18 protein-coding genes and 1 tRNA gene are annotated in these 24,021 nt (G+C 68.7%); 12 read left to right on the top strand and 7 right to left on the bottom strand.

The window, feature by feature from the left end; genetic code table 11:
- Positions 1-56 precede the first annotated feature (56 nt).
- The 3 genes from ACFSGX_RS05200 to ACFSGX_RS05190 all read left to right on the top strand — a co-directional run bounded on the left by ACFSGX_RS05200 (position 57) and on the right by ACFSGX_RS05190 (position 4,596).
- Entirely contained in the window at positions 57-1,067 is a 1,011-nt protein-coding gene (locus tag ACFSGX_RS05200) for a glycosyltransferase family 4 protein (RefSeq protein WP_380927985.1), read from the top strand.
- 81 nt (positions 1,068-1,148) lie between these two features.
- On the top strand, positions 1,149-3,188 hold the full coding sequence (locus tag ACFSGX_RS05195) for a S9 family peptidase (RefSeq protein ID WP_380927983.1): 2,040 nt from the start codon (positions 1,149-1,151) through the stop codon (positions 3,186-3,188).
- Between the two features lie 133 nt (positions 3,189-3,321).
- Entirely contained in the window at positions 3,322-4,596 is a 1,275-nt protein-coding gene (locus tag ACFSGX_RS05190) for a D-amino acid dehydrogenase (RefSeq protein WP_380927981.1), read from the top strand.
- A 73-nt stretch (positions 4,597-4,669) separates the two neighbouring features.
- Here ACFSGX_RS05190 and ACFSGX_RS05185 read toward each other — a convergent pair whose 3' ends face one another.
- On the bottom strand, positions 4,670-5,899 hold the full coding sequence (locus ACFSGX_RS05185) for a dicarboxylate/amino acid:cation symporter (protein ID WP_380927979.1): 1,230 nt from the start codon (positions 5,897-5,899) through the stop codon (positions 4,670-4,672).
- A gap of 418 nt (positions 5,900-6,317) precedes the next feature.
- Here ACFSGX_RS05185 and ACFSGX_RS05180 point away from each other — a divergent pair, with 418 nt between their 5' ends.
- Positions 6,318-6,797 carry a Ros/MucR family transcriptional regulator gene (locus ACFSGX_RS05180; protein WP_380927977.1) on the top strand — a complete coding sequence of 160 codons (480 nt, stop codon included), beginning with the start codon at positions 6,318-6,320 and terminating at the stop codon, positions 6,795-6,797.
- 85 nt (positions 6,798-6,882) lie between these two features.
- Here ACFSGX_RS05180 and ACFSGX_RS05175 read toward each other — a convergent pair whose 3' ends face one another.
- Positions 6,883-7,524, bottom strand: a complete 642-nt coding sequence (locus ACFSGX_RS05175) for a TetR/AcrR family transcriptional regulator (RefSeq protein WP_380927975.1) — start codon at positions 7,522-7,524, stop codon at positions 6,883-6,885.
- Between the two features lie 145 nt (positions 7,525-7,669).
- On the opposite strand from ACFSGX_RS05175, the gene ACFSGX_RS05170 reads away from it, so the two are divergent.
- The 3 genes from ACFSGX_RS05170 (at position 7,670) to ACFSGX_RS05160 (ending at position 13,670) form a co-directional block, all read left to right on the top strand.
- Positions 7,670-8,857, top strand: a complete 1,188-nt coding sequence (locus ACFSGX_RS05170; protein ID WP_380927973.1) for an efflux RND transporter periplasmic adaptor subunit — start codon at positions 7,670-7,672, stop codon at positions 8,855-8,857.
- A gap of 105 nt (positions 8,858-8,962) precedes the next feature.
- On the top strand, positions 8,963-12,142 hold the full coding sequence (locus tag ACFSGX_RS05165; protein WP_380927971.1) for an efflux RND transporter permease subunit: 3,180 nt from the start codon (positions 8,963-8,965) through the stop codon (positions 12,140-12,142).
- Positions 12,135-13,670 (top strand): efflux transporter outer membrane subunit, encoded by a 1,536-nt coding sequence (locus ACFSGX_RS05160; protein WP_380927969.1) that lies wholly within the window; start codon positions 12,135-12,137, stop codon positions 13,668-13,670. The genes ACFSGX_RS05165 and ACFSGX_RS05160 overlap by 8 nt, the downstream gene beginning before the upstream one ends.
- A gap of 286 nt (positions 13,671-13,956) precedes the next feature.
- Here the strand turns inward: ACFSGX_RS05160 and ACFSGX_RS05155 are convergent, their stop codons facing one another.
- Both ACFSGX_RS05155 and ACFSGX_RS05150 read right to left on the bottom strand, forming a co-directional pair.
- Positions 13,957-16,452, bottom strand: a complete 2,496-nt coding sequence (locus ACFSGX_RS05155; RefSeq protein WP_380927967.1) for an ABC transporter permease — start codon at positions 16,450-16,452, stop codon at positions 13,957-13,959.
- Positions 16,453-16,591: 139 nt separating this feature from the next.
- Positions 16,592-17,284, bottom strand: a complete 693-nt coding sequence (locus ACFSGX_RS05150; protein ID WP_380927965.1) for an ABC transporter ATP-binding protein — start codon at positions 17,282-17,284, stop codon at positions 16,592-16,594.
- A gap of 17 nt (positions 17,285-17,301) precedes the next feature.
- On the opposite strand from ACFSGX_RS05150, the gene ACFSGX_RS05145 reads away from it, so the two are divergent.
- Complete coding sequence (locus tag ACFSGX_RS05145) at positions 17,302-17,955, top strand: arylesterase (RefSeq protein ID WP_380927963.1); 654 nt, start codon at positions 17,302-17,304, stop codon at positions 17,953-17,955.
- A 68-nt stretch (positions 17,956-18,023) separates the two neighbouring features.
- A complete protein-coding gene (locus ACFSGX_RS05140) occupies positions 18,024-18,824 on the top strand; it encodes a DUF1206 domain-containing protein (RefSeq protein WP_380927961.1) in 801 nt (266 codons plus the stop codon).
- A gap of 196 nt (positions 18,825-19,020) precedes the next feature.
- Here ACFSGX_RS05140 and ACFSGX_RS05135 read toward each other — a convergent pair whose 3' ends face one another.
- The gene (locus ACFSGX_RS05135) at positions 19,021-19,803 is read right to left on the bottom strand and encodes a transglutaminase-like domain-containing protein (protein ID WP_380927959.1); all 783 of its coding nucleotides are present in this window, start codon (positions 19,801-19,803) and stop codon (positions 19,021-19,023) included.
- 62 nt (positions 19,804-19,865) lie between these two features.
- Here ACFSGX_RS05135 and ACFSGX_RS05130 point away from each other — a divergent pair, with 62 nt between their 5' ends.
- The gene (locus ACFSGX_RS05130) at positions 19,866-20,213 is read left to right on the top strand and encodes a GCN5-related N-acetyltransferase (RefSeq protein WP_380927957.1); all 348 of its coding nucleotides are present in this window, start codon (positions 19,866-19,868) and stop codon (positions 20,211-20,213) included.
- Here the strand turns inward: ACFSGX_RS05130 and ACFSGX_RS05125 are convergent.
- Positions 20,197-20,871 (bottom strand): DUF1013 domain-containing protein, encoded by a 675-nt coding sequence (locus tag ACFSGX_RS05125; protein ID WP_157175283.1) that lies wholly within the window; start codon positions 20,869-20,871, stop codon positions 20,197-20,199. The two genes, ACFSGX_RS05130 and ACFSGX_RS05125, sit on opposite strands and share 17 nt — an antisense overlap.
- 131 nt (positions 20,872-21,002) lie before the next feature.
- A complete protein-coding gene (locus ACFSGX_RS05120; protein ID WP_380927955.1) occupies positions 21,003-23,246 on the bottom strand; it encodes a DPP IV N-terminal domain-containing protein in 2,244 nt (747 codons plus the stop codon).
- A 149-nt stretch (positions 23,247-23,395) separates the two neighbouring features.
- Between ACFSGX_RS05120 and ACFSGX_RS05115 the strand changes: the two genes are divergently transcribed.
- Both ACFSGX_RS05115 and ACFSGX_RS05110 read left to right on the top strand, forming a co-directional pair.
- A tRNA-Met gene (locus tag ACFSGX_RS05115) sits at positions 23,396-23,472 on the top strand.
- 109 nt (positions 23,473-23,581) lie between these two features.
- Entirely contained in the window at positions 23,582-23,989 is a 408-nt protein-coding gene (locus tag ACFSGX_RS05110) for a DUF3775 domain-containing protein (RefSeq protein ID WP_157175281.1), read from the top strand.
- Positions 23,990-24,021 lie beyond the last annotated feature (32 nt).

Genomic DNA, 24,021 nt, shown 5'->3' with positions numbered 1-24,021 from the left:
ACCAAGGCCCCGGCCTACGCCGGGGAACACACCGCTCACCAAAGGCCCACCCAAAAATGCGCATCGCCATGCTCGCCCCCATCTCCTGGCGCACCCCGCCGCGCCACTACGGCCCGTGGGAACTGGTCACCTCGCTCCTGACCGAGGCGCTCGTCGCGCGCGGCGTCGACGTCACGCTCTTCGCCACGCAGGATTCGATCACCGCCGGCACGCTCGCCGGCGTCGTCCCGCGCGCCTATTCCGAGGATCCGACGATCGACGCAAAGGTGTGGGAGGCGCTCCACATCGCCCATGTCTTCGAACGCGCGGCCGAGTTCGACATTATCCACAATCAGGCCGACTTCATGCCGCTCGCCTTCTCGCGGCTGGTCGACACGCCCGTCGTCACCACCATCCACGGCTTCGGATCCGACCGTATCCTGCCGGCCTACCGCGAATATCAGGACCGCGTCGCCTATATCGCGATCAGCGCAGCGGACCGCCACCCCGACCTGCCCTACGCCGCCACCATCCACCACGGCATCCCGATCGACGACTTCCCGTTCGACCCGAACGGCAGCGAAGACCTCCTCTTCTTCGGTCGCATCCACCCCGACAAGGGCGCCGCCGAAGCGATTACCGCCGCCCGCGCCACCGGCCGCCGGCTGATCATGGCCGGCATCGTCCAGGACGAGGGCTATCACGAACGCGACGTCGCCCCCCACATCGACGGCGACCGCGTCAGCTACCTCGGCGCGATCGGCGGCAAGCTGCGCACCGACACGCTCGGGGCCGCCTACGCGCTCCTCCACCTCATCAATTTCGACGAACCGTTCGGCCTGTCGGTGGTCGAGGCGCTCGCCTGCGGCACCCCCGTCATCGCCACCCGCCGCGGATCGATGGCGGAGATCATCGACCACGGCGTCACCGGCTTCCTGGTCGACAGCCTCGACGAGGCGATCGCCGCCATCCCGCGCATCGCCGAAATTGACCGCGCCGCCTGCCGCCAGTCGATCGCCGACCGCTTCACGATCGATCACATGGCCGACGCCTATCTCGCGCTCTACCGCGACATCCTCGGCCGCTGATAAGCGAAGGCGCAAAACCGCCTTGCCGCACCGCGCTCAACCCCTAGTCTCCGGTACGACACGATCGCCCGGAGACCAGCCTTGCGCCCCACCGTCCTGCTGCTGCTCGCGCTGCTCACCCCCATCGCCGCCCCGGCGGCACCACCACCCAGCACGATCGCCCGCGCGCTTGCGATGCCGACCGCCAACAACCTGGTCGGCGCGGCCAACCGCCGGCGCTTCGCCTGGGTCGAGAACCGCGCCGGCGTCCGTAATCTCTGGCTCGCGGACGTCGGCACCCCCGGCCGCGCGCTGACCACCTACACGCAGGATGACGGCCTCGACCTCTACGACCTCGCCTTCGATCCGGACGGCAGCCACATCGTCTATGTCCGCGGTGGCGATCCTGAATATCCCGACGCCGCCGCACCCAATCCCGGACATCTCGCCACCCCGCCGCGGCAGGAGGTCCACCTCCGCACCATCGCGGACGGCACCGAACGCGTCCTCGGCACCGGACACGCCCCCGCCTTCTCCCCCACCGCCGACCGCGTCGCCTGGACCGCGGACGGCACGCTCTGGATCGCACCCGTCGCCGGCGGCGATCCGGTCAAGCTCGCCACGTTCGACGGCAGCGCCGGCCCGCTCGCCTGGTCGCCCGACGGCACCCGCCTGCTGTTCCAGAACGATCGCAGCGGCCACGCCGTCACCGCCTTGTTCGACGTGCCCAGCAAGACGATGCGCTACCTCGATCCCGCGCTCGGCTACGATGTCGAACCGGTCTTCTCGCCCGACGGCACCCGCGTCGCGTTCATCCGCTTTACCCCGCCACCCGCCGCCGCCCCGGTCGCCAGCGGCCCCTATTGGTCGATCCGCGTCGTCGACCTGCGCGATTTCACCGCGCGTCAGGTCTGGGCCGCCCCGTCCGGTCCCGGCAACCGCTACGGCGGAACGCGCGGCCGCAACCTCTACTGGGCGGCGACCGGCGACCTGATCTTCCCGTGGGAACGCACCGGCTGGATGCAGGTCTACGCCGTCCCCGCCACCGGCGGCGCACCGCGCGCGCTGACGACGGGCGACTTCGAAGTCGAGGATTTCCAGATCGACCGCGCGAAACGCGATCTGCTCTACACCGCCAACGCCGGCGACCTCGAACGCCGCCGCGTCTGGCGTCGCCCCATCGCGGGCGGCACCGCGAGACCGATCGCCACCGGCCCGGCGATCGTCGCCTACCCGGCACTTGCCGGCGACGCGGTCGCGACGATCGCCGCGGACGCCACCCACCCGGCCTATGTCGCGCTCGTGAACAAGGCCGGCACCACCAGCCCACTGAGCGCACAGGATGCCACCCCCGCCGCCCGCTACGTGGTCCCGAAGGTCGTGCAATTCCGCGCGGACGATGGCGCCCCCGTCCACGCGCTCTACTTCCGCGCCCCGGGCACCGGCCGCCGCCCGGCACTGATCTTCCTCCACGGCGGCCCGCGGCGTCAGATGCTGCTCGGCTTCCACCCCTCGCGCTATTATTCCAACGCCTGGATCCTCAACCAGACGATGGTGGCGAAGGGCTATGACGTGCTCGTCGTCAACTATCGCGGCGGCACCGGCTACGGCCTCGCCTTCCGCGATGCGCCCGGCACCGGCCGCGACGGCGCCAGCGAGTATCGCGACGTTCGGGCCGCGGGCACCTTCCTCGCCGCCCGCGCCGATGTCGACCCGCGCCGCATCGCGCTCTGGGGCGGCAGCTGGGGCGGGTACCTCACCGCGCTCGGCCTCGCCCGCGACAGCGCGCTGTTCGCGACCGGCGTCGACCTCCACGGCGTCCACGATCTCACCCGCGCGCCCAGCCCCGGCCTGACCCCCGCCGCGCAGGACGCCGCCCGCCTGCTGCAATGGCAATCCTCGCCCGTCTCTTCGATCGACAGCTGGCGCGCCCCCGTCCTGCTGATCCACGGCGACGACGACCGCAACGTCGCCGTCTCGCAATCCTTCCTGCTCGCCGCCATGCTCAAGGCGCGCGGCATCCCCTACGAGGACATGCTCCTCCCCGACGAACGCCACTCCTTCATCCGCCACGACAGCTGGGTCCGCGCCTACGAGGCCACGATCGACTTCCTCGACCGCCACCTGAAACCGGGCGGTTGACGGCGCCGCCCAACCGGAACCATGACGGATCACCACGGATTTAGTCTCCGATGCCACTATCCTGCGAAAGCCGACCTGCCGTGATCCAACCCGAAGCGCGCCTCTATTGCCCGACCTTCATGGGTCCAAGCGCATGACCGGCCGCTCGGTCCTCGTCCTCGGCGGCGGCGTGGTCGGCGTCGCGACCGCCTGGTACTGCGCGCAGGCCGGTTGCGCGGTCACGCTGATCGAACGACGCGAGGGCGTCGGCATGGAGACCAGCTTCGCCAACGCCGGCCAGGTTTCGCCCGGCTATTCCGCCCCCTGGGCCGGCCCGGGCATGCAGGTGAAAGCACTCCGCTGGCTCGCGATGAAGCATGGCCCGCTCAAGGTCCAACCGCGCATGGACCGCGCGCTGTTCGCCTGGCTCATCCGCTTCAACGCAGCCTGCACGGCGGAGGCCTACGCCACCGGCAAGTCGCGCATGATGCGGCTCGCCACCTACAGCCGAGACATGTTGCGCCTGCTCCGCGCCGAAACCAACATCGCCTACGATCACGGCGAAGGCGGCACGCTCCAGCTGTTCCGCACCCAGAAGCAGGTCGACGCCGCCATCAAGGACGTCACCGTCCTGCGCGAACTCGGTGTCGAACATCGCATGCTCGATCGCGCCGCTGTGCTCGCGCAGGAACCCGGCCTCGCCGCGGCCACCGCGCCGATCGCGGGCGGCCTGCTGCTCCCCGGTGACGAGACCGGCGACGCGCATCTCTTCACCCGCGAACTGGCGCGCATGGCGGCCGAGGCCGGCGTCACCTTCGTCCACGACACCAACATCGACTCGATCGTCGCAAAGGACGGCCGCGTCGACCATGTCCTCGCCGGCGGCCAGACCTACCGCGCGGACGAGGTCGTCCTTGCACTCGGCAGCTATTCCGCCGACATCGCCCGCCCGCTTGGGCTCGACCTGCCGGTCTATCCGCTCAAGGGCTATTCGCTCACCGCCCCCGTCGCCGACCCCACCGGCGCGCCGCTGTCGACCGTCATGGACGAAACCTACAAGATCGGCATCACCCGCCTGGGCGGCCGCGTCCGCGTCGGCGGCACCGCCGAACTCGCGGGCTTCGACACGCGCCTCCCGTCGAAGCGGACCGAGGTCCTGCGCCTCAGCCTGACCGACCTCTTCCCGCGCGCCGCCGATCTCGACGCCGTCCAATATTGGACCGGCCTGCGCCCCGCCACGCCCGACGGCCCACCAATCGTCGGCGCGTCGCCGATCGCGAACCTCTGGCTCAACTGCGGCCACGGCACGCTCGGCTGGACCATGGCCTGCGGCTCCGGCCGGCTCATCGCGGACCTCATCACCGGCAAGACGCCCGACATCGACTACAGCGACCTGTCCTATGCGCGCTACAGTCCGGTGAACGCGTAAACTACAACCCACCCACGCCGTTTGGTTCGAGCCTGTCGAGAACTCCGCGCAAAGTTCGAACCAAACCGGAGGTCTACGAAACCTCCCGCCGCCGCCCGATCACCCGCGCCGCCGCCATGTCCGCGGTCACATTCCCCGTCGTGCGAAAGATGTCCGGCACCGTCTCCACCGCCAGCAACAGCGGCAGCAACCCGACCGGCAACCCCATCGCCAGGCAGATTGGCCCGATCGTCGTGAAAAAGGTGATCTGCCCCGGCAACCCGACCGCCGCCAGGCTCACCAGCGCCGCCACCATCACCCCCACCGCCAGCGTCCCCAGCGACAACGGCACGCCGTACAATTGCGCGATGTAGATCGCGACGGCCAGGTTCGCCGCCGGACTCGTCACGCGGAACAGCGAAATCGCCAGCGGCAGCACGATACTCCGTACCGTCGCCACGACCGCCAGCGGTCCGTCGCACGCCGCGATCATCGCGGGCAGCGCCGCGATCGACGATTGCGTGCTGAACGCGATCGCCTGCGCCGGCACCGCCGCCCGCGCAAACCGCCCCGCCCCGATCCGCCCGAACAGCATGACCACCGGATAGATCAGCATAGTCAGCGCGAGACACACCGCAGAAACGACCATGACATAATGCAGCAGCGTGCCCGCACTCGCCAGTCCAGACCGGTATCCCGCAACCAGCCCCAGCGCGAACACCCCGACCGGCGCCAGCCACAAGACCCAGCCGACCACGACCAGCAGCGTATCGACCATCGCCTCGAAGAACGCGATCAGTACCGCGCGCCGCTCCTCCCCGATCCGCGTCGCGGCAAAGCCGAACAGCAAAGCGAACAGCACGACGCCCACCATCTCGCCGTCCGCCGCCGCGCGGATCGGGTTCACCGGAATGAACCCGACCAGCCACGCCGCCGACGGCTCGACCGCCCCCGCCGGGATCGCCGCACCGCTCGCCACCGCGCCGCTCAACGCCGCCGCCCCGCCCGCCGGCACGGGCCACCACGCCAGGATCGCGGACGTAGCCACCGCGCTGAACGTCGCCGACGCGAGCAGCGCGACCGCGAACAGCAGGATCGCCCGCCCCGCGACGCCGCCCGCACGCACCGACAGCGCCGCCGACGCGATCCCCGTCACCAGCAAGCCGAAGACCAGCGGCACCAGCGTCATCTGCAGCCCCGCCAGCCACGCCTGCCCGATCGGCTCCGCCACCGCCAACGGCCCCGCGACTCCAACATGCGCGAGCCCGGCACCGACCGCCAGGCCGGACACCAGCGCCAGCACGATCCGCCCGGTCATCGCCATATCGTCATCGCTTCCATCCCGATCCCGTGGCGGCCCCGGACGCCGAAATCCGTTTCGGCACCTTCATCGGCAACCCGATCCCGCTTGTCCATGCCGCGTCTAACTATAGGCAATTCTGCGTTCTTCCGTGGCGGGACCACGCCGAAACGCAGATTTTCCAATGATTGCGTGAGACGGCAGGGCGAAGCGGCAGATCGTGTCCGGACAAGAACAGTTCAGCAACATCGCGCAACAGACGCATGTGACATATCGGTAATTCAGATCTACTGACGGGATTGCAGGTTCGACCTAAAATCAATAAAAAATCGAAACATTAACTTGGATAGTGTATACAAACTCCCTAAGTGACCAACTGCGAGGCTCGGAACGCGTGCAATCCACCGGCCGTCTCGCTCTGATACAAAGGACACTCTATTCCATGCCTGCCAACGAAGACCTCCTCGGCCTCGTCGCCGATATCGTTTCTGCCCACGTGTCGAACAATAATGTCGCGACCGCCGAAGTCCCCGGCCTGATCCGCGCGACATATGAAGCGATGGCGGGTCTGGGCGAGCCGCAGGAGCCGGAACCAGCCGGGAAGCCGGAACCGGCCGTGTCGGCGCGCAAGTCGCTGTCCAACCCGAACCACATCCTGTCGATGATCGACGGGAAGCCGTACACCATGCTCAAGCGTCATCTCGCGCAGAACGGCATGACGCCGGCCGAATATCGCGAACGCTTCGACCTGCCGTCGGATTATCCGATGACGGCGAAGGCCTATAGCGAGCGTCGCCGCGAACTCGCCCACAGCTTCGGTCTCGGCCGCAAGAAGGTCGAGCCCGCCGCCGCCCCCGCCAAGCCGGAGCGCAAGCCGCGCGCCAAGAAGGCTGCGGCCGACGACCAGGGCAACGACGCCTGATCAAAATCCGGCCCGCGATTCAAACCGGATCGCGGGCCGGACAACTTTGCCTCGAGATCGGCCCCGGTCCGTTTCGACGACAGGGTCAGGCCGGGACCGGAACTGCAGCCCCCGCCAGGAACATCGTCACGCCATGACGCAGCATCGCCTGCCGATCGCATGGGGGCGTCGCGTCATCATCACCGAAGATTGCCCGCAATTGCGGTGCCTGGAAGAACAGGCTGTTGAAGATATGCGCCGATAGCTCCGGCGCCGGCACCTGGGCACGCCCCTCTTCGTTCCAACGCCTGAACAGCGCGGCGAATTCATCCTTCAACGGCCGGTTGCTGCCCGCATATACGCGTGCCGCGAACTCCGGCGACGTCAGCGCCTCGCTCATCACCAGCCGGATCAGGTCGACGAACCGCTGATCGGCCATCAGCGTCATCAGGTGGCTCGCCGCCTCCATCAGCACATCGACCGGCGGACCGTCCTTGGACAGGATCGCGCGCAACCGCCCGATCCCGTCGAAGCGTTCCGCATCGACGACCGCGCCCAGCAAACCCTGCTTGTTGCCGAACAGGTCGTACAGCGTGGATAGCGACCCGCCCGACCGCCGCACGATCTGCGTCAGGCTGACCGCGTCGAAACCGCGCTCTAGAAACAGCTCGCGCGCCGCGGCGATCATGGCCTCCGCGCGCCGTTCGCGGCGCCCGATTTCGGGGGTGTGCTCGTCTGCCGTACCCATTGATAGCGATTCCATGCTGCGGCGCAAAAGCGATTTGACGCGTAGTGTATGATACATTACATACCGCGACACAAGGCGTCGAGTCCGCTCGAAACCGATCGTTCATCATATCGACCGATACAGAACAAAAAGGGGCTCGTTGCTCATGTTCGCCAGTCTGAAAAACGGCGCCTCCGGCGTCACGCTTGCGTTCGCGCTCGCACTCCTGCTGCCGGCGTGCGCGCAGGAGGCACCCCCCGCCCCGCCACCGCCCGAGGTCGAAGTGATGACGATCCAGCCGACCTCGGTTGCGCATGTCGTCGAGCTCCCCGGCCGAGTCGCGGCGATCCGCACGGCGGAGGTCCGCGCCCGCGTCGACGGCATCGTCGAACGGCGCACATACGAGGAAGGGACCGACGTCCGCGCCGGCCAATTGCTGTTCCGTGTCGACCCGCGCGAACGCCGCGCCGACTTCGAAGCAGCCCAGGCTACGCTGCGCCGCAGCGAAGCCTCCGCACGCAATGCGGCTCAGGTCGTCGCCCGCTACCAGCCGCTCGTCGGGCAGCAGGCGATCAGCAAGCAGGAATATGACGCCGCCGTGGCGCAGCAGCGCACCGGCCAGGCCGATGTCGCCAACGCGCGCGCCCAGGCCGATCGTGCCCGCCTGACGCTCAACTACACCAATGTCGTCGCCCCCATCTCGGGCCGCGCCGGCCGCGCCGAAGTGACCGAGGGCGCGCTCGTCAGCGCCACCGGCGCCACGCTGCTCACCCGCATCGAACAGCTCGATCCGATCTACGTCAACTTCTCGCAATCGAGCAGCGACCTGATGCAGCTCCGCCGCGACATCGCCGCCGGGCTGGTCAAGACGCCCAACCTGAACAAGGTCCAGGTCTCGCTCGCGCTGGAAGACGGCACGCTCTACGGTCCGAAGGGCCGGCTCGACTTCCTCGACATGTCGGTCGACGAATCGACCGGCACCGTCTCGCTCCGCGCCGAATTCCCGAACCCCAACCGCTACCTGCTGCCCGGGCAGTTCGTGCGTGCGAAGGTTTCGGCCGGCACCGACACGCGCGGCATCACCGTGCCGCAGCGTGCGGTGACCATCGGGCCGAAGGGCGCGACCGTCATGATCGTCGGTCAGAACAACATCGCCACCATCCGCGAAATCCGCGTCGGCGACTTGCAGGGCAGCAACTGGGTCGTGACCGAAGGCCTGCGCCCCGGCGACCGCGTCATCGTCAACGGCGCGCAGAAGGCGCAGCCCGGCGCACCCGTCCGGATCGCCGCACCCGCGGGCCAGCGTCCGGCCGCAGCCCCGGCAGCCGCCCCGGCGGCGGCGGCGCAGCGCTGATCCGATGACGCCGCCGTCCCCCCGGACCCGCCCCGTGACGCCGCCGCGTCATGACGGGTCCGGTCGTGTGCGCACCTGTTCCCAGCTTCACGAAGGCTAGGCCCCATGTTTTCCCGCTTCTTCATCGGCCGCCCGGTCTTCGCCTGGGTGATCGCGCTCGGCATCCTGCTCGGCGGCATCCTCGCGCTCCGCGCGCTGCCGATCGAGCAGTATCCGGACGTCGCCCCGCCCTCGCTCCAGATCTCCGTCACCTATCCCGGTGCCGATGCCGCCACGCTCGAACAGAATGTGACGCAGGTGATCGAACAGGAACTGAACGGCGTGGAGGGCTTCCTCTACATGTCGTCGACCAGCCTTTCGAACGGCACCGCGTCGATCACGGTCAACTTCGAATCCGGCACCAACATCGATACCGCGCAGATGGACGTCCAGAACCGTCTGCGCCGCGTCGAACAGCGTTTGCCCGAGGAAGTCCGCCGCCAGGGCGTGACCGTCAGCGAGGCGAACGCCGGCTTCCTGCAGATCGTGGCGCTCACCTCCAAGGGTGGCGAGACCGACAGCACCGAACTTGGCAACATCGCCACCAACCAGATCATCGACGAACTGCGCCGCGTCCCGGGCGTGGGCGACATCCGCCTGTTCGGCAGCCCCTATGCGATGCGCATCTGGCTCGATCCGGACAAGCTCGCCACCTACAAGCTGTCGTCGGCCGAGGCGCTCGCCGCCGTCACCGAACAGAACAGCCAGACCGCCGGCGGTTCGCTGGGGGATCAGCCCGTCGCCAAGGGCAGCGAGCTGAACGCCACGATCATTACGCAGAACCGCTTCACCAACGTGCAGCAGTTCGAGAACATCATTCTGAAGGCGAACCCCGACGGGTCCACCGTCACGCTGGCCGATGTCGGCCGCGTCGAACTGGGCGCGCAGGACTACAGCACCGGCACCGAACTGAACGGCAAACCGATGGCCGGTATGGCGATCCAGCTGCGCACAGGCGCCAACGCGCTCGCCACCGGCGAAGGCGTGAAGGCCCGCATGGCAGAACTGGCCAAGGGCCTGCCCGCCGACGTCGCCTGGTCGATCCCCTACGATACCACGCCGTTCATCACGGTGTCGGTGCATGAGGTGATCAAGACGCTGGTCGAGGCGATGATCCTCGTCTTCCTCGTCATGTTCCTGTTCCTCCAGAACTGGCGCGCCACCGTCATCCCGACGCTCGTCGTCCCGATCGCGCTGGCCGGTGCCTGCCTCGGCCTCTGGCTGTTCGGTTTCTCGATCAACGTGCTGACACTGTTCGGCATGGTGCTCGCCATCGGCATCCTCGTCGATGACGCCATCGTCGTGATCGAGAATGTCGAACGCATCATGGCGGAGGAACATCTGTCCCCGCGCGATGCGACGATCAAGGCGATGGGTCAGATCACGACCGCCATCGTCGGCATCACGCTCGTCCTGATGGCGGTGTTCGTGCCGATGGCGTTCTTCCCCGGCTCCACCGGCGGCATCTACCGCCAGTTCTCGGTGACGCTCGTCGTCTCGATCGCCTTCTCGGCACTGCTCGCGCTCACGCTCACGCCGGCACTTTGCGCCACGCTGCTCAAACCGCATGAGAAGGAGGAGAAGCCTTCGCGATTCCCCTTCGTCCAGCGCTTCTTCGGCGGGTTCAACGACCGGTTCGGCCGCACCACCGACAAATATCAGCGCGGCGTCGGCACCATGCTGAAAAGCCCGATCCGCTGGCTCGGCGTCGCCCTGCTGCTGTTCGGGCTGACCGCTTTGCTGTTCACCCGGCTTCCCGGCGGCTTCCTGCCGTCGGAGGATCAGGGCTACACCATCTCCGTCATCCAGGCGCCGCCCGGTGCCACGCGCCAGCGCACGGACGAGGCGATCCGCGCCACGCAGGCGTTCTTCGATGCGCAGCCGCAGGTTGCCAACGTCATCGCCGTCCGCGGGTTCAGCTTCTTCGGTCAGGGTCAGTCGACCGCGATGGTGTTCGCACCCCTCAAGCCGTGGGAGGATCGTCCCGGCGTGGAAAACAGCGCCGCGACGCTTGCCGGCAAGGCGCTCGGTGCCTTGTCGACGGTGAAACAGGCGATCATCTTCACGCTCACCCCGCCGCCGATCCAACAGCTCGGCAACGCCACCGGCTTCTCCTTCCGGCTCCAGGCCCGCAACGGGCAGAGCGAGGAAGAACTGACCGCCGCGCGCAACCAGCTCCTCGGCATGGCATCGCAAAGCCCGGTGCTCGCAAACGTCCGCCCCGAAGGGATGGAGCCCGCGCCGCAGCTTAAGGTCAATATCGACCGCGTCCGCGCCCGCGCGCTCGGCCTGTCGATCGGTGACGTCAACACCACGCTCTCGATCGCGGCCGGCTCCGCCTACGCGAACGACTTCAACCGCGATGGCCGCGTCCTGCGCGTCTATCTTCAGGCCGATGCCCCCTACCGTATGACGCCCGCGGACATCCTCAACCTGCGCGTCCGCAATGCGGCGGGCGACATGGTCCCGTTCGGCGCCTTCACCACCGCCACCTGGACGGTCGGGCCGCCGCAGCTGCAACGCTATAACGGCTACCCCTCCGCCTCGATCTCCGGCGAATCCAAGCCCGGCTATTCGACGGGCGACGCGCTGACCGAGATGGAACAGCTGGTCGCAAAGGTCCCGGGCGGGTTCGACTATGAATGGACCGGCACCTCGTATGAGGAACGCCAGTCCGGCGGCCAGATCGGGCTGCTGCTCGGCCTGTCGCTGATCGTCGTCTTCCTGCTGCTGGCGGCGTTGTACGAAAGCTGGACGGTGCCGGTCGCGGTGCTGCTGGTCGTGCCGCTCGGTGTGCTCGGGTCGATCCTGTTCACGATGATGCGCGGCTATTCGGCGGACGTGTATTTCAACGTCGGTCTCATCACGATTATCGGTCTGGCCGCGAAGAACGCGATCCTGATCGTCGAATTCGCAATCGAACAGGAAGCCGAGGGCAAGAGCGTATTCGACGCCACGATGGAGGCGGTGAAGCTTCGGCTGCGCCCCATCATCATGACCAGCCTCGCCTTCATTCTGGGCATGGTGCCGCTGTTCATCTCGACGGGTGCGGGCGCCGCCAGCCGGCGCGCGGTCGGCACCGGCGTGATGGGCGGGATGATCGCGGCCACCATCCTCGGCATCTTCTTCATCCCGCTCTTCTACATCGCGGTCCGCCGCTGGATGACGCGCAAGGCGCCGCACGCCCCCAACGCGCACACCGGCGATGACCATGGCCACAAGGATGGGGAACCGACCCATGCATGATCGTCCCCCCCTCGCGCGCGCCGGGCTCGTCTGGCCGCTGCTGGCCGCCACCGCACTGTCGGCGTGCAACATGGCGCCCAAGCACGTCACCCCGGCGCTCAGCACCGCGACCGACTATCCGGCCGAGGTGCTGCCCGCGGGTGGTTCCGTCGCGGCGACCGCGATCGGCTGGCAGGATTATTTCCAGGATCCGCGCCTGCGCGAACTGATCGCCATCGCGCTCGTCAACAACCGCGACCTGCGCGTCTCGGTCGCGCGGATCGAGGAAGCCCGCGGCCAGTACCGCATCCAGCGCGCGAACCAGCTGCCGCAACTCGCGGCAACCGGCAGCGCCACGCGCCGCCGTGTCGGCGTCGCCTCGATCCAGAGCCAGACCGGCGGGGCGACCACCATCCCGACCGACGGCAATGCCGACACGCCGAACGGCTTCACGTTCAACACCTATAATGTCGGCGTCGCGGTCACCTCGTTCGAACTCGATTTCTGGGGCCGCGTCGCGAACCTCAGCGAGGCCGCGCGGTCGAACTTCCTGTCCACCGTCGCGGCGGAACGGGCGTTCCGGCTGTCGCTGATCCGCGATCTGGCCACCGCCTACCTCACCTCGCGCTCGCTCTCCGAACAGGCCGATCTCGCCGACCGCACGATCGCGTCGCGCCGCGAAGGGCTGCGGATCGCCAAGCTCCGCCTCGACGCCGGCGTCACCTCCGCGCTCGACTACCGCCAGGCCGAAGTACTGCTCACCCAAGCCGAGACCGAAGCCGCCTCGCTCCGCAACCAGCGCGCGCAGCAACGCAACATCGTCCGCCTGCTCGTCGGGCAACCGATCGACGAGGAGACGCTCGCGCCCGCCTCGACGCTCGACAACCAGGGCATCATCCGTGACATCGCGGCCGGCCTGCCGTCCGAACTGCTCGCCAACCGCCCGGACATTCTCCAGTCGGAGGAACAGCTTCGCGCCGCCCGTGCCAATGTCGGTGCCGCGCGCGCCGCGTTCTTCCCCTCGATCACGCTCACCGGCCAGGCGGGCTACACCTCGTCGCAACTCGGCAACCTGATCGGGCCGGAAGGTCTGGGCTGGAGCTTCGGTCCGTCGATCTCGCTGCCGATCTTCGACTGGGGCGCGCGCAAGGGCGACCTGACCGTCGCGCGGGCTCGCGAAACCATCGCGGTCGCGACTTACGAGAAGACCGTCCAGACCGCCTTCCGCGAAGTCGCCGACGCACTCGCCGGCCGCCGCTACCTGCGCGAACAGATCGCCGCCCAGGTCCGCGCCGTCACCGCCCAACGCACGCTCGCCCAGCTGGCCCAGTCGCGCTACCAGAACGGCGTCGCGCAATATCTCGAAGTGCTCGATGCCCAGCGCAGCCTGTTCTCGGCGGAACAAGCCCTCATCACGCTCCGCGGCAATGAACTCACAAACCTCGTCTCGCTCTACGCGGCCCTCGGCGGCGGCCTAGGCCCCCCACCCCCCCTCCGCCCCGGCGACGCCGCCCCGGTCGCCGCGGTGACCCCGGTCCAACCCCGCTAACCCACGCACGACAAGGCCCCCTCTCCCCTCCGGGGAGAGGGCTGGGGAGAGGGGCGTTACCGGACGCACGGCCGATGGTTGGCGCAACTCCCCCAGGCCCACACCCCACACCCCGTTCGGTTCGAGCTTGTCGAGAACTCGGCGCTGAGTTCTCGACAAGCTCGAACCAAACGGGGTTTGTTTTCCAGAACCCGCCCATTCAGAGCGAAGTCGAGGAACCCTTCGAGCGAAGCCGAGAAGCCAACAGCAGCCCAGGCAATACGCTCAAGGCCTCGCAACAAACCCCTCACATATCCCGCAAAGCCCGCGCCGGCCGCGCCGCAAGCGCCGGCAACGCCCCCGCCAGCCCGATCGCGAGGATCAGCACCACACCCCCCGCCAGCGTCCCCAGCACGACGGACCAGTCCGGCCCCCATTCCAGCTGGAACACCTTCACCACCACATACCACCCGGCCCCCGCGCCGACCGCCAGCGCGACTGCCGACACAAGCAGCGCCAGCACCGCATATTCCATCGCCTGCACCGCCAGGATCTGCACCCGCCGCGCGCCCAGCGTCTTCAGCAGCACCGCATCATAAACCCGCGCCGCACGCGACGCCGTGATCGCCCCGACCAGCACCGCGATCCCCGCCGCGATCGCCACCGCGGACGCCGCCGCCACTGCCGTCGCAAGCTGCCCCAGCAGCGTGCCGACCTGTTCGATCACATCCTTCACCCGGATCAGGCTGACCGACGGGAACGCCCCCACCACCGCCCGGTTCAGCGCCGCCTCGCGTTCCGGCGCCAGATCCAGCGTCGCCATATAGTTGAACGGCGCCCCCGCGAACGTCTCGGGCGAAAAGATCAGCACGAAGTTGAACCCCAGGCTGTCCCACTTGATCTCGCGGAACGACGCGATCGTCGCCGGCACCTCGACACCCAGCGCCGACACCGTGATCGCATCGCCCACCTTCAGGCCCAGCAGCTTGCCCGCCGCCGCATCCATCGACACCAAGGGCGGCCCGGCATAATCGCGCGGCCACCATTTGCCTTCGGTGATGCGGTTCCCCGCCGGCAAATCCTGCGCGAAGGTCAGCCCGCGGTCGCCGCGCAGGATCCACGCGCCCTCCGGCACATTCTTCATCTCGGTCACGCGAACGCCCTTCACCGCGACCACCGGCCCACGCAGCGACGGCACGACGCTCAACGTACTGCCCGGCGCGGCCCCGCTCACGACGCTCCGGAACCGGTCGATCTCCGCCGACGGAATGTCGAGCATGAAGAAGGACGGCGCGCGGTCCGGCACGGTGCTGCGGATCTGCCCGCCCAGGTTGGTCTGGATCACCGCCAGCGTCGCGAACAGGCTGAGCCCCAGGCCCAGCGCCACCACCAGCCGGTCGGTCTGCGCCGCCGGCGCATGCAGGTTCGCGATCGCCAGCCGCAGCAACGGCCGGCGCGACCGCGGCAACCGTGCCGCCCCCGCCCGCACACCCCATCCGATCAGCGCGAGCAACCCCAGCAACACCGCCGCCGCCCCGAGAAACCCAGCCGCGAACAACGGCTCCCGCGCGGTCCCGACCGCCAGTCCCGCCGCCGTCCCGATCGCGGCAGCGACACCCACCACGACCCGCCAGGGCGGCCGCCCCGCACGCTCCACGCCACCGCGGAACAGCGACGCCGCCCCCACCGCCCGCGCGCGCGCCAACGGCGCCAGCGCAAACGCGAACGTCACGAGCAACCCATAGACCGCCGCCAGCGCCAACGGTCGCCACTGGATCGCAAAGCCCGGCGCGACCGGCAACGCCGCGCCCGCCAGCGCCACGACCAGCGACGGCACCAGCGCTCCCGCCACCAGCGCCAGCGCGACCGAAGCGAGCGCCACCAGCCCGACCTGGATCAGGTAAATGCGGAAAATCGTCCCCGACGACGCCCCCAGCGTCTTCAACGTCGCGATCCCCGGACGCTTGCCGTCGAGATACGCGCCGACCCCGTTCCCCACCCCGATCCCGGCGATCAGCAACGCGGTCAGCCCGACCAGCGTCAGGAACTGCCCGATCCGCTCGATGAAGCGCCGCGTGCTCGGCGCGCCGTCGCTGCTGTCGCGCACCCGCCACCCGGCCTCCGGAAACGCGCGGTTCAGCGCGACGCCCGCCGCCGTGGCATCCGTGCCTGCCGGCATCGCGATCTTGTACCGCCAGTTGTACAGGCTGCCCGGCTGAATCAGCCCGGTCCGCGCCAGATCCGCCATGCCGATCAGCACCGCCGGCCCGAGCACGAAGCCATCGCCCACCCGGTCCGGCTCCTCCGCGATGATCCCGCCGACCGTCAGTGTCGCGTCGCCCAGCCGCACCCGATCGCCCACACCCACGCGCAACCGCTCGGCCAGCGCCGGCGCCACCAGCACGCGCCCGCCCCCCGGCCGCGCCGCCCGCGCACCCGGCGCCACGGTCAGCCGCCCGTACAGCGGATAGGCCCCGTCGACCGCCTTCAGCTCGGCCAGCACCGCCTCCGCATTGTCGGTCCGCGCCGCCATCGCGCGCAGCGACGCACTCTCCGCCACGCGCCCCAACCGCGCGATCCCCGCCCGCTCCGCCGCCGTCGCCTGCCGCTGCGACAGCGACAGCGACAGATCGCCCCCCAGGATCACCCGCCCCTGCGACCGCAACTCACCGACGATCGCCGAAGACAGCGACCCGACCCCGGCAATCGCTGCAACACCGAGGAACAAGCACACGGCGAGAAGTCGCAGCCCGACGAGCCCGCCCCGCAAATCCCGCAACGCCAACCGCCAAGCGATCCTCATGCGGAGGCTCCCAAAACCCGAAGCGCTCCGTACCCCCGCGGACGCGGGGGTCCAGCTTGAACCCAACTGCAACGGCCCGAAGGAGCAGAACTGGATCCCCGCCTACGCGGGGACACCAAAGCGTGGTTCAACAAAGCCCTCACGCCGTCCGCCGATCGTTCACGATCCGCCCGTCGCGCATCTCCAGCACCCGGTCGCACCGCTCCGCCAGCGCGCGATCATGTGTGATCATCAGCAACGTCGCCCCCGTCTCCGCCCGCCGCGCGAACAGCAGGTCGAGCACCGCCGCCCCCGTCGCCTCGTCCAGGTTCCCCGTCGGCTCGTCCGCGAACAGGATCGCCGGACCCGACACGATCGCTCGCGCGATCGCCGCGCGCTGCTGCTCCCCGCCCGACAGCTGCGCCGGATAATGGCCGATCCGGTGCCCCAGCCCGACCGCCTTCAGCTCCACCTCCGCCAGGGCGAACGGCTCCGCCACCCCGTCCAGCTCCAGCGGCACCGCCACATTCTCCAGCGCAGTCATTGTCGGCAACAGGTGGAAGGCCTGCAACACGATCCCGATCCGCCCCCGCCTGGCCAGCGCCAGCGCATCCTCGTCCAGTTTGCCGAAATCGGCGCCCGCAACCAGGATCTCGCCGCTCGTCGCACGCTCCAGCCCGGACAGCACCGCCATCAGCGACGACTTGCCCGACCCGCTCGCGCCGAGCAGCGCAACGCTGTCCCCGGTCGCGATATCCAGGTCGATGCCGCGCAAAATCTCCACCCGCGCCGCCCCCCGGCCGAGCGCGAGGGTGACATTGCGCGCGCGGATCGCGATAGAGTCGGTCGGCATGGCGTGAAGGATACCCGATGACTGGCAGGACGACTCCCTATGGACGGGCCGCGCGGCTTCTCCAAGCGCTGTCGGCGGCGGCACTCGCGCTGTTCGCCACCCCCGCACTCGCCGCGGACAAGCTCGTCCTGGCATTCGGCGACAGCCTGACCGCCGGCTACGGCCTCTCCCCCGCACAGGCCTTCCCCACCCGGCTAGAGGCCGCGCTGCGCGCAAGCGGCAAGCCCGCGCGCGTCTACAATGCCGGCGTCTCGGGCGACACGACCGCCGCGGGTCGCGCGCGGCTCGCCTGGGTGCTGCGTGGGCTGAAGGCGAAACCCGATCTCGCCATCGTCGAACTCGGCGCGAACGACATGCTGCGCGGCCTGAAACCCGCACAGACCCGCGCGAATCTCGACGCGATCCTGGCGGAATTCAGCCGCCGCAAGATCCCGGTGCTGGTCGCCGGCATGCGCGCCGCCCCCAATATGGGCCGCCCCTATGCCGCGGCATTCGAACCGATCTTCCCACTGCTCGCGCGAAAGTACCGCGCGCCGCTCTACCCGTTCTTCCTCGACGGCGTGGCGGGCAACCGCATGCTGCTCCAGGCGGACGGCATGCACCCGAACGCGCGCGGCGTGACGGTCGTCGTCCGTCGCATGCTGCCCGCGGTTCGCGCCGCATTACACTGACCGGCCAAGGAACGGGAACGCCGCTCGTCCATTAAACCCCCGGAACGACATTCCGGGGGGACAATATCATGACGGAACAGGGCGCTAACTGGCTCGCACGGCTCGGCTTCGCGGCACGCGGGCTGGTATACATCCTGGTCGGCTGGTTCGCGATCGACGCCGCCCGCACCGGGGCCAGCCCGAACGACAATCAGGCGGTGATGGCCAGCCTGATCGACGAACCGTTCGGCCGCGTCCTGCTCGGCGTCATCACGCTCGGCCTCGCCGGCTACGCCTTCTGGCGGCTGACGCAGGCGGCGTTCGACCCCGAACGCGTCGGCACCGATGCGAAGGGCGCCTTCAAGCGGCTCGGCTACGCGATCAGCGGCATCGCCCACGTCGTGCTCGCCTGGACCGCCGCCAAGCTCGCGCTCCGCCGCCCGGTCGAAGGCGGCGCTGCCCCCGGTGATGAAAGCGCGCAGGACTGGACCCGCTGGCTGCTCGAACAGCCCGCCGGCACGCTGCTGATCGGCCTGATCGGCGTCGCGCTTTTCGTCGTCGCGGGCACGCAGGCGCTGAAGGCGTACAAGAGCAGCTTCCTCAAGGACCTCGAAGGCGTCACTCCCGCCCCGCGCCACGTCCGCACCATCGGCCGGCTCGGCTATGCCGCCCGCGCCGTCGTGTTCGTCATCATCGGCTGGTTCTTCATCATGGCCGCCTGGACCAGCGAAGCCGCCCGCGCCGGCGGTATGGGCCAGGCGCTCTCCGAACTGCAGAACCAGGCTTATGGCCCGATCCTGCTTGGTATCGTCGCCGCCGGGCTCTTCTGCTTCGGGCTCTACAGCTTGGTCGAAGCGCGTTATCGCCACATCCGGGTGGTGACTTCGTAGGGGTCTCGGCGGAACAGCTCATCCCGAGCGAAGTCGAGGGACCCTTCGAGCGAAGCCGAGAAGCCAAGCTCAAACCAAGCCCAGCGCTTGAGGCCGTAGAGCTCACCCCCCCCACCCGTTCGGTTCGAGCCTGTCGAGAACTCCGCGCAGTTCTCGACAAGCTCGAACCAAACAGAATGAGCGCACCAAAAAACCCTCAGTCCAACCGCGTCACCCGCACTTCCTGAAAATTCAACCGCGCGCTCCCGAACACCGTCATGAACGCGATATCCGTCGCGTCGCGCCCGACAGCAGTCCGCACCATGCCCTCGGTCTTGGCCAGCCGCGTCGCATCCACCAGGTGCCAGTCGCCATCGAGCCACACCTCGACCACCGCGTGGAAATCCTCGGGCTCCAGCCCCCAGGCATAGGCCGACACCACCCGCGCCGGGATCCCGTCCGCGCGCGCCAGGCTCGCCATCAGATGCGCGAAATCGCGGCAAACGCCCGCCCGGTGGACGAAGCAGTCGACCGCCGTCGTCGTCCCGTCGCTCGACCCCATGACGTAATCGATGTGGCGATGAACCCAGTCCGCCATCGCCAGAATCTTGTCGCCGCCTTCGACGCTCGAAAACTCGCGGTGGACGAAGCCGAAGAACTTGTCGCTCTCGCAATAGCGGCTCGGCCACAGGAACGGCAGCACGTCGCCCGGCAGGTCGCGCGTCTCCGCCTTCCCCAGCCCCGACAGCCGCGACGCCGGCCGCTCGACATCGAAAACCCCGTGATAGGTCGCGAGCAACCGCCCGCCCGACGCGCGCATCAGCGTGCGCCGCCCGACCCCGTCCTCGCCCGGCACGGTACGCAGCGGCCCCGCGCCCTGCACGATCAGCCCATCCTCGATCAGCCGCTGGTCCGCGGTCGGCGCCGCCTCGATCGCGAGCAGGACGTCATAGGGCTCCGGCAGCTGGTAATCCAAAGTCGCATCGATCCTGAGCCGCATCGCCTGGCCGTTCCCCTATGAGTCCACCCGCAACAGGCCTCGGACCCGCGCGTTTCCGTTCGATGACATCGCTCTCGCTTGACGACCGCGCGCTGCTGGAGGCGCGCTGGCTGGATCTGACCCGGCGCACCCTGCCACGATCCGCGGCGGCGCGCGACTGGCCAGTGTCGGCGGACCACTGTTTTCAGCGTATCCTGCTCGACAATGCGGTGGGCGGTTGCTGGTACGATCATATCGCCGGCCGCCCGGCCTATGCGAAGGCGCCGGACACGGTCTTGACGGAGGCCGTCCGGCTCGCCGATCTGGTGCTGGCCGGCGCGGACCTCCACGCTCTCAACGCCCGCTCGCTCGCGTGGCGGCGCGCGGCCAGACGCCGCACCGCCGCCGCGTCGATCAATCGCGACGCTTGAACGGATCGACCATGCCGCCCGGCAACAGGTTCGGCGCGGCCCCTTCCGGTGCGTTCGCCGCGGCTTCGCGCTGGGCGCGCAGCTCCTCGATCAACGCGCTGCGGTCGCCGTCCAGCCGCGTGTCGGTCGGCGCTTCGATGCCCGCCGCCTTCGCCGCCTTGGCGACCAGCGCGTCCAACTCGCGCTGCGAGCAGAGCCCCAGCGTCACCGGATCCTTCGGCGTGATGTTCGCGATGTTCCAGTGGCTGCGGTCGCGGATCTTCGAAATCGTGTCGCGCGTCGTGCCGATCAGCTTTCCGATCTGGCCGTCGGACACTTCCGGATGGTTGCGGATGATCCAGCTGATGCCGTCCGGCTTGTCCTGCCGCTTGGACACCGGCGTATAGCGCGGGCCCTTCGTGCGGCGGACCTGCTCCGGACCCTTCAGCATCACCAGCCGGTACGCCGGGTCCGCCTGGCCCTTGTCGATCTCCGCCTGGCTCAGCTCGCCCGCGCGGATCGGATCGCGCCCGGTCAGCTTGGTCGCGGCCATGTCGTCGGCGATCGCCTGGATCTCCAGGATATGCAGCCCGCAGAACGCCGCGATCTGTTCGAAACTCAACGCGCTGTTGTCGACCAGCCACGACGCGGTCGCATGGGGCATGAGGGGCTGGGACATGAAACACTCCGGATAAAGAAAGGGCCGCCCCCCGTCTGTGGGGAGCGGCCTGATTATGTCCCGAATGTAAGCGCCACGGAGGGCAAGGGCAAGCCGCGATATGGCGCGGCTCCGACGCCCTCCACTGCGTCTTATTTGGCCGGCGGCTCCACCCCCACGACGCGCCGTTCCAGGAAATCGGTGATCGTCCGCCAGACATGCGTCTGCGCGCCCTCGCCCGACACGCCGTGCGTCTTGCCCGGATACGCCATCATCTCGAACGGCAGCTTGGCCTCCTGCAGCTTCGCGTAGAACGCCGTCGAATTCTCGAACACCACATTGTCGTCCGCCATGCCGTGCAGCATCAGCAGGGGATCGCGGATCTGCGTCGCGAACGGCAGCGCGTCGGATGCGGCATAAGGCTTCGGATCGGTCACCGGATTGCCCATGTAGCGCTCGGTATAATGCGTGTCGTACAGGCCCCAGCGCGTCACCGGCGCACCCGAAACGCCCGCCGCGAACACGCCCGGCGCCTTCTCCAGCAGCTTCAGCGCCATATACCCGCCATAGGACCAGCCATTGACCGCGATCTTGCCCGGATCGACGAACACCTGCGATTTCAGCCAGTTGACGCCGGTCAGCTGGTCCTCGACCTCCACCGTCCCCATCGCCTTGTAGATCTGGTTCTCGAACGCCGCCCCGCGGTCCGGCGTGCCGCGCCCGTCGATCGAGAACACGATCCACCCACGCTCCACCAGATATTGCTGGATCGCCGGGCCCCAGCTGCGCGTCACCTGCCGCCCCGCGCCCGGCCCGCCATAAACCTGCACGAACACCGGATAGCGCTTGCCCGGTTCGCGCGGCGGCGACAGCAGCTTGTACTGCAACTCGGTCCCGTCCTTCGCCTTCAGCGTGCCGAACACCGGCGCGACGTGGCGCGGCAGATACGGCGCATAAGGGTGCGTCGCATCCAGCCGGTTCTCCTCGATCCACGCCACGCGCGTGCCGGCCGCATCGGCCAGATACACCTGCGGCGGCTGCGTCGGGTTCGATCGGAACACCAGCGCCTTGGTCGCGCTCTTGTCCATCGTCGCGCCGTTGAACCAGCCCGCCTCGGTCAGCTGCACCGGCGTCTTCGGCTTCATCACGTCGACCGAGTAGAGCTGCTGCTCGATCGGGCTGTCGCGGTTCGCGAGGAAATAGACCTTGCCGGCCACCTCATCCACGCCGACCACGTCCTTCACCGCCCAGTCGCCCTTGGTCAGCGCCGACCATTTGCCCAGCGCATAGCGATAGATATGCGCATAGCCGCTGCGTTCCGACATCCAGATCAGGCTGCCGTCGGCCAGCGAATGCAGCCCGTCGTTCAGGTTGATCCAGGTCTTGGCCGTCTCGCTGAACAGCAGCTTCGCTTTGCCCGTATCGGGGTCCACCTCCAGCAGGTCCAGCTTGTGCTGGTCGCGGCTCTCGCGCTGCACATAAAGCGACCCGCCGTCCTTCGACCAGTCGACGCGCGCCAGGTAGAAATCGGGGTCGCTGCCCAGGTCCACCTTCACCCGCCCGGTCCCGTCCGGCGCCATCACATACAGCTGGATCTCGGCATTGGGCGTGCCGGCCGCCGGATAACGCTGCTCGTACAGCCGCGTCCCCTCCGCGCCGATCGACGCGCGGGTCACCACCTTCACCTTGCTCTCGTCCACCCGCGCCACCGCGATCCGCGCGTCGTTCGGGGCCCACCAATGGCCGGTGTGGCGGTCCATCTCCTCCTGCGCGACGAACTCGGCCGAACCCCACGTCACCGTGCCGCCCCCGCCACTGGTCAGCCGCCGCTCGACGCCCGATCCCGTATCGACGACGTACAAATCCTGATCGCGCACGAAACTGACATAGCGCCCGCCGGTCGACACCGCCGCGTCCACTTCCGACGTCGGCGTCGCGGTCAGCCGGCGGACCGCACCGTCCAGCCCGGCGAGGTACAGGTCCCCGTCGATCGGCACCAGGATCGACTTGCCGTCCGGTGCCCAGTCATAATCGACGATGCCGCGCGTGCCGCCGACCCGCGCCCGCTCGCGCCGCATCTTCTCCGCCTCGGAAATCTCCGCCCCGCTGCCGACCTTCGCACTGTCGACCAGCATCCGCGACTGGCCCGTCGTCGTGTCCACCGCCCACAAATCATACCGGTCCCGGTCGTCCGCCCGTGCCCGCAGCAACGTCGCCATCTTCCCGTCCGGCGACAGCTTCGGGCTGCGCGGCACCGACCCGTTGAGCGACGGGCTCATGAACACGCGGTCCAGCGTCAGCATCGGCGGCTGCGTCGCGGCCGGGGCCGGAGCCGTCTGCGCGCTTGCGGCCGTGGACAGGAGGGCGGCAAGGACGATGGGCACGCGAAGCGACATGGCGGTCTCCGGACAGGGGGCACCCGCCTGTTAGCGTGGCCGCACGCCCCGCGTCGAGCCTTCCGACCACGTCAAGTCCCGCGGAACCGGTTGACCGCGCCGCCCGCGCTGTTATAGGCCCCGCCATCGCAGAGCGGACTGCCGAGTACGGCGAAGTAGCTCAGCTGGTTAGAGCACGGGAATCATAATCCTGGGGTCGGGGGTTCAAGTCCCTCCTTCGCTACCAGTCCGCTTTGCGATTTCCTTTTCCTGACAAACGATTGCCGGCGCGCACGCCGCGGAACCAGCGACCGCGCGTGTCGTTCGGGGGGTCAACAGGCTCACAGGAGACGGCAATGGAACTCACGGTATCGCTCGAGACGGTCTGCCGCCTCATCATCCGCGCACGCGAAATGGAGGCGCAGGTCCCGGGTCTCGCCGCCGACGAGGACGAGAACCCGCTCGACGCCGACGACGAATTTTCGGTCATGGAAGACGAAACCAACACCGTGATCGAAGAAGAGATGGCTGCCGCACTCGACGACCTCGCCGACGATCAGGTCGCCGAAGTCCTGGCGCTCGCCTGGGTCGGCCGCGGCACCTACGACGCGACCGAATGGGAAGAGGCGCTCGAGGAAGCCAACGACCGCAGCGGCGAATCCCCGGCCGACCAGCTCATGGAAATGCCCATGCTCGCCGGCTACCTCGACGCCGGCCTCGCCGCCTTCGACCTCAGCTGCACCGGCATCGGCCAGATCGACTGAGCCAGACGGCGTAGGCAAACGAAGCCCCTCTC

The organism is Sphingomonas arantia, assembly GCF_042682045.1.
Classification (GTDB): domain Bacteria; phylum Pseudomonadota; class Alphaproteobacteria; order Sphingomonadales; family Sphingomonadaceae; genus Sphingomonas_R; species Sphingomonas_R arantia.
The sequence above is the reverse complement of the archived record's forward strand: the minus strand, read 5'-3'. Positions and strand labels throughout refer to the sequence as shown.

Bases quoted from the DNA above. Each gene is read 5' to 3' on its own strand.
- ACFSGX_RS05200 (WP_380927985.1), top strand. From the start codon at position 57: ATGCGCATCGCCATGCTCGCCCCCATCTCCTGGCGCACCCCGCCGCGC.
- ACFSGX_RS05190 (WP_380927981.1), top strand. From the start codon at position 3,322: ATGACCGGCCGCTCGGTCCTCGTCCTCGGCGGCGGCGTGGTCGGCGTC.
- ACFSGX_RS05185 (WP_380927979.1), bottom strand. From the start codon at position 5,899: ATGGCGATGACCGGGCGGATCGTGCTGGCGCTGGTGTCCGGCCTGGCG.
- ACFSGX_RS05180 (WP_380927977.1), top strand. From the start codon at position 6,318: ATGCCTGCCAACGAAGACCTCCTCGGCCTCGTCGCCGATATCGTTTCT.
- ACFSGX_RS05175 (WP_380927975.1), bottom strand. From the start codon at position 7,524: ATGGGTACGGCAGACGAGCACACCCCCGAAATCGGGCGCCGCGAACGG.
- ACFSGX_RS05170 (WP_380927973.1), top strand. From the start codon at position 7,670: ATGTTCGCCAGTCTGAAAAACGGCGCCTCCGGCGTCACGCTTGCGTTC.
- ACFSGX_RS05165 (WP_380927971.1), top strand. From the start codon at position 8,963: ATGTTTTCCCGCTTCTTCATCGGCCGCCCGGTCTTCGCCTGGGTGATC.
- ACFSGX_RS05160 (WP_380927969.1), top strand. From the start codon at position 12,135: ATGCATGATCGTCCCCCCCTCGCGCGCGCCGGGCTCGTCTGGCCGCTG.
- ACFSGX_RS05155 (WP_380927967.1), bottom strand. From the start codon at position 16,452: ATGAGGATCGCTTGGCGGTTGGCGTTGCGGGATTTGCGGGGCGGGCTC.
- ACFSGX_RS05150 (WP_380927965.1), bottom strand. From the start codon at position 17,284: ATGCCGACCGACTCTATCGCGATCCGCGCGCGCAATGTCACCCTCGCG.
- ACFSGX_RS05145 (WP_380927963.1), top strand. From the start codon at position 17,302: ATGACTGGCAGGACGACTCCCTATGGACGGGCCGCGCGGCTTCTCCAA.
- ACFSGX_RS05140 (WP_380927961.1), top strand. From the start codon at position 18,024: ATGACGGAACAGGGCGCTAACTGGCTCGCACGGCTCGGCTTCGCGGCA.
- ACFSGX_RS05135 (WP_380927959.1), bottom strand. From the start codon at position 19,803: ATGCGGCTCAGGATCGATGCGACTTTGGATTACCAGCTGCCGGAGCCC.
- ACFSGX_RS05130 (WP_380927957.1), top strand. From the start codon at position 19,866: ATGACATCGCTCTCGCTTGACGACCGCGCGCTGCTGGAGGCGCGCTGG.
- ACFSGX_RS05125 (WP_157175283.1), bottom strand. From the start codon at position 20,871: ATGTCCCAGCCCCTCATGCCCCATGCGACCGCGTCGTGGCTGGTCGAC.
- ACFSGX_RS05120 (WP_380927955.1), bottom strand. From the start codon at position 23,246: ATGTCGCTTCGCGTGCCCATCGTCCTTGCCGCCCTCCTGTCCACGGCC.
- ACFSGX_RS05110 (WP_157175281.1), top strand. From the start codon at position 23,582: ATGGAACTCACGGTATCGCTCGAGACGGTCTGCCGCCTCATCATCCGC.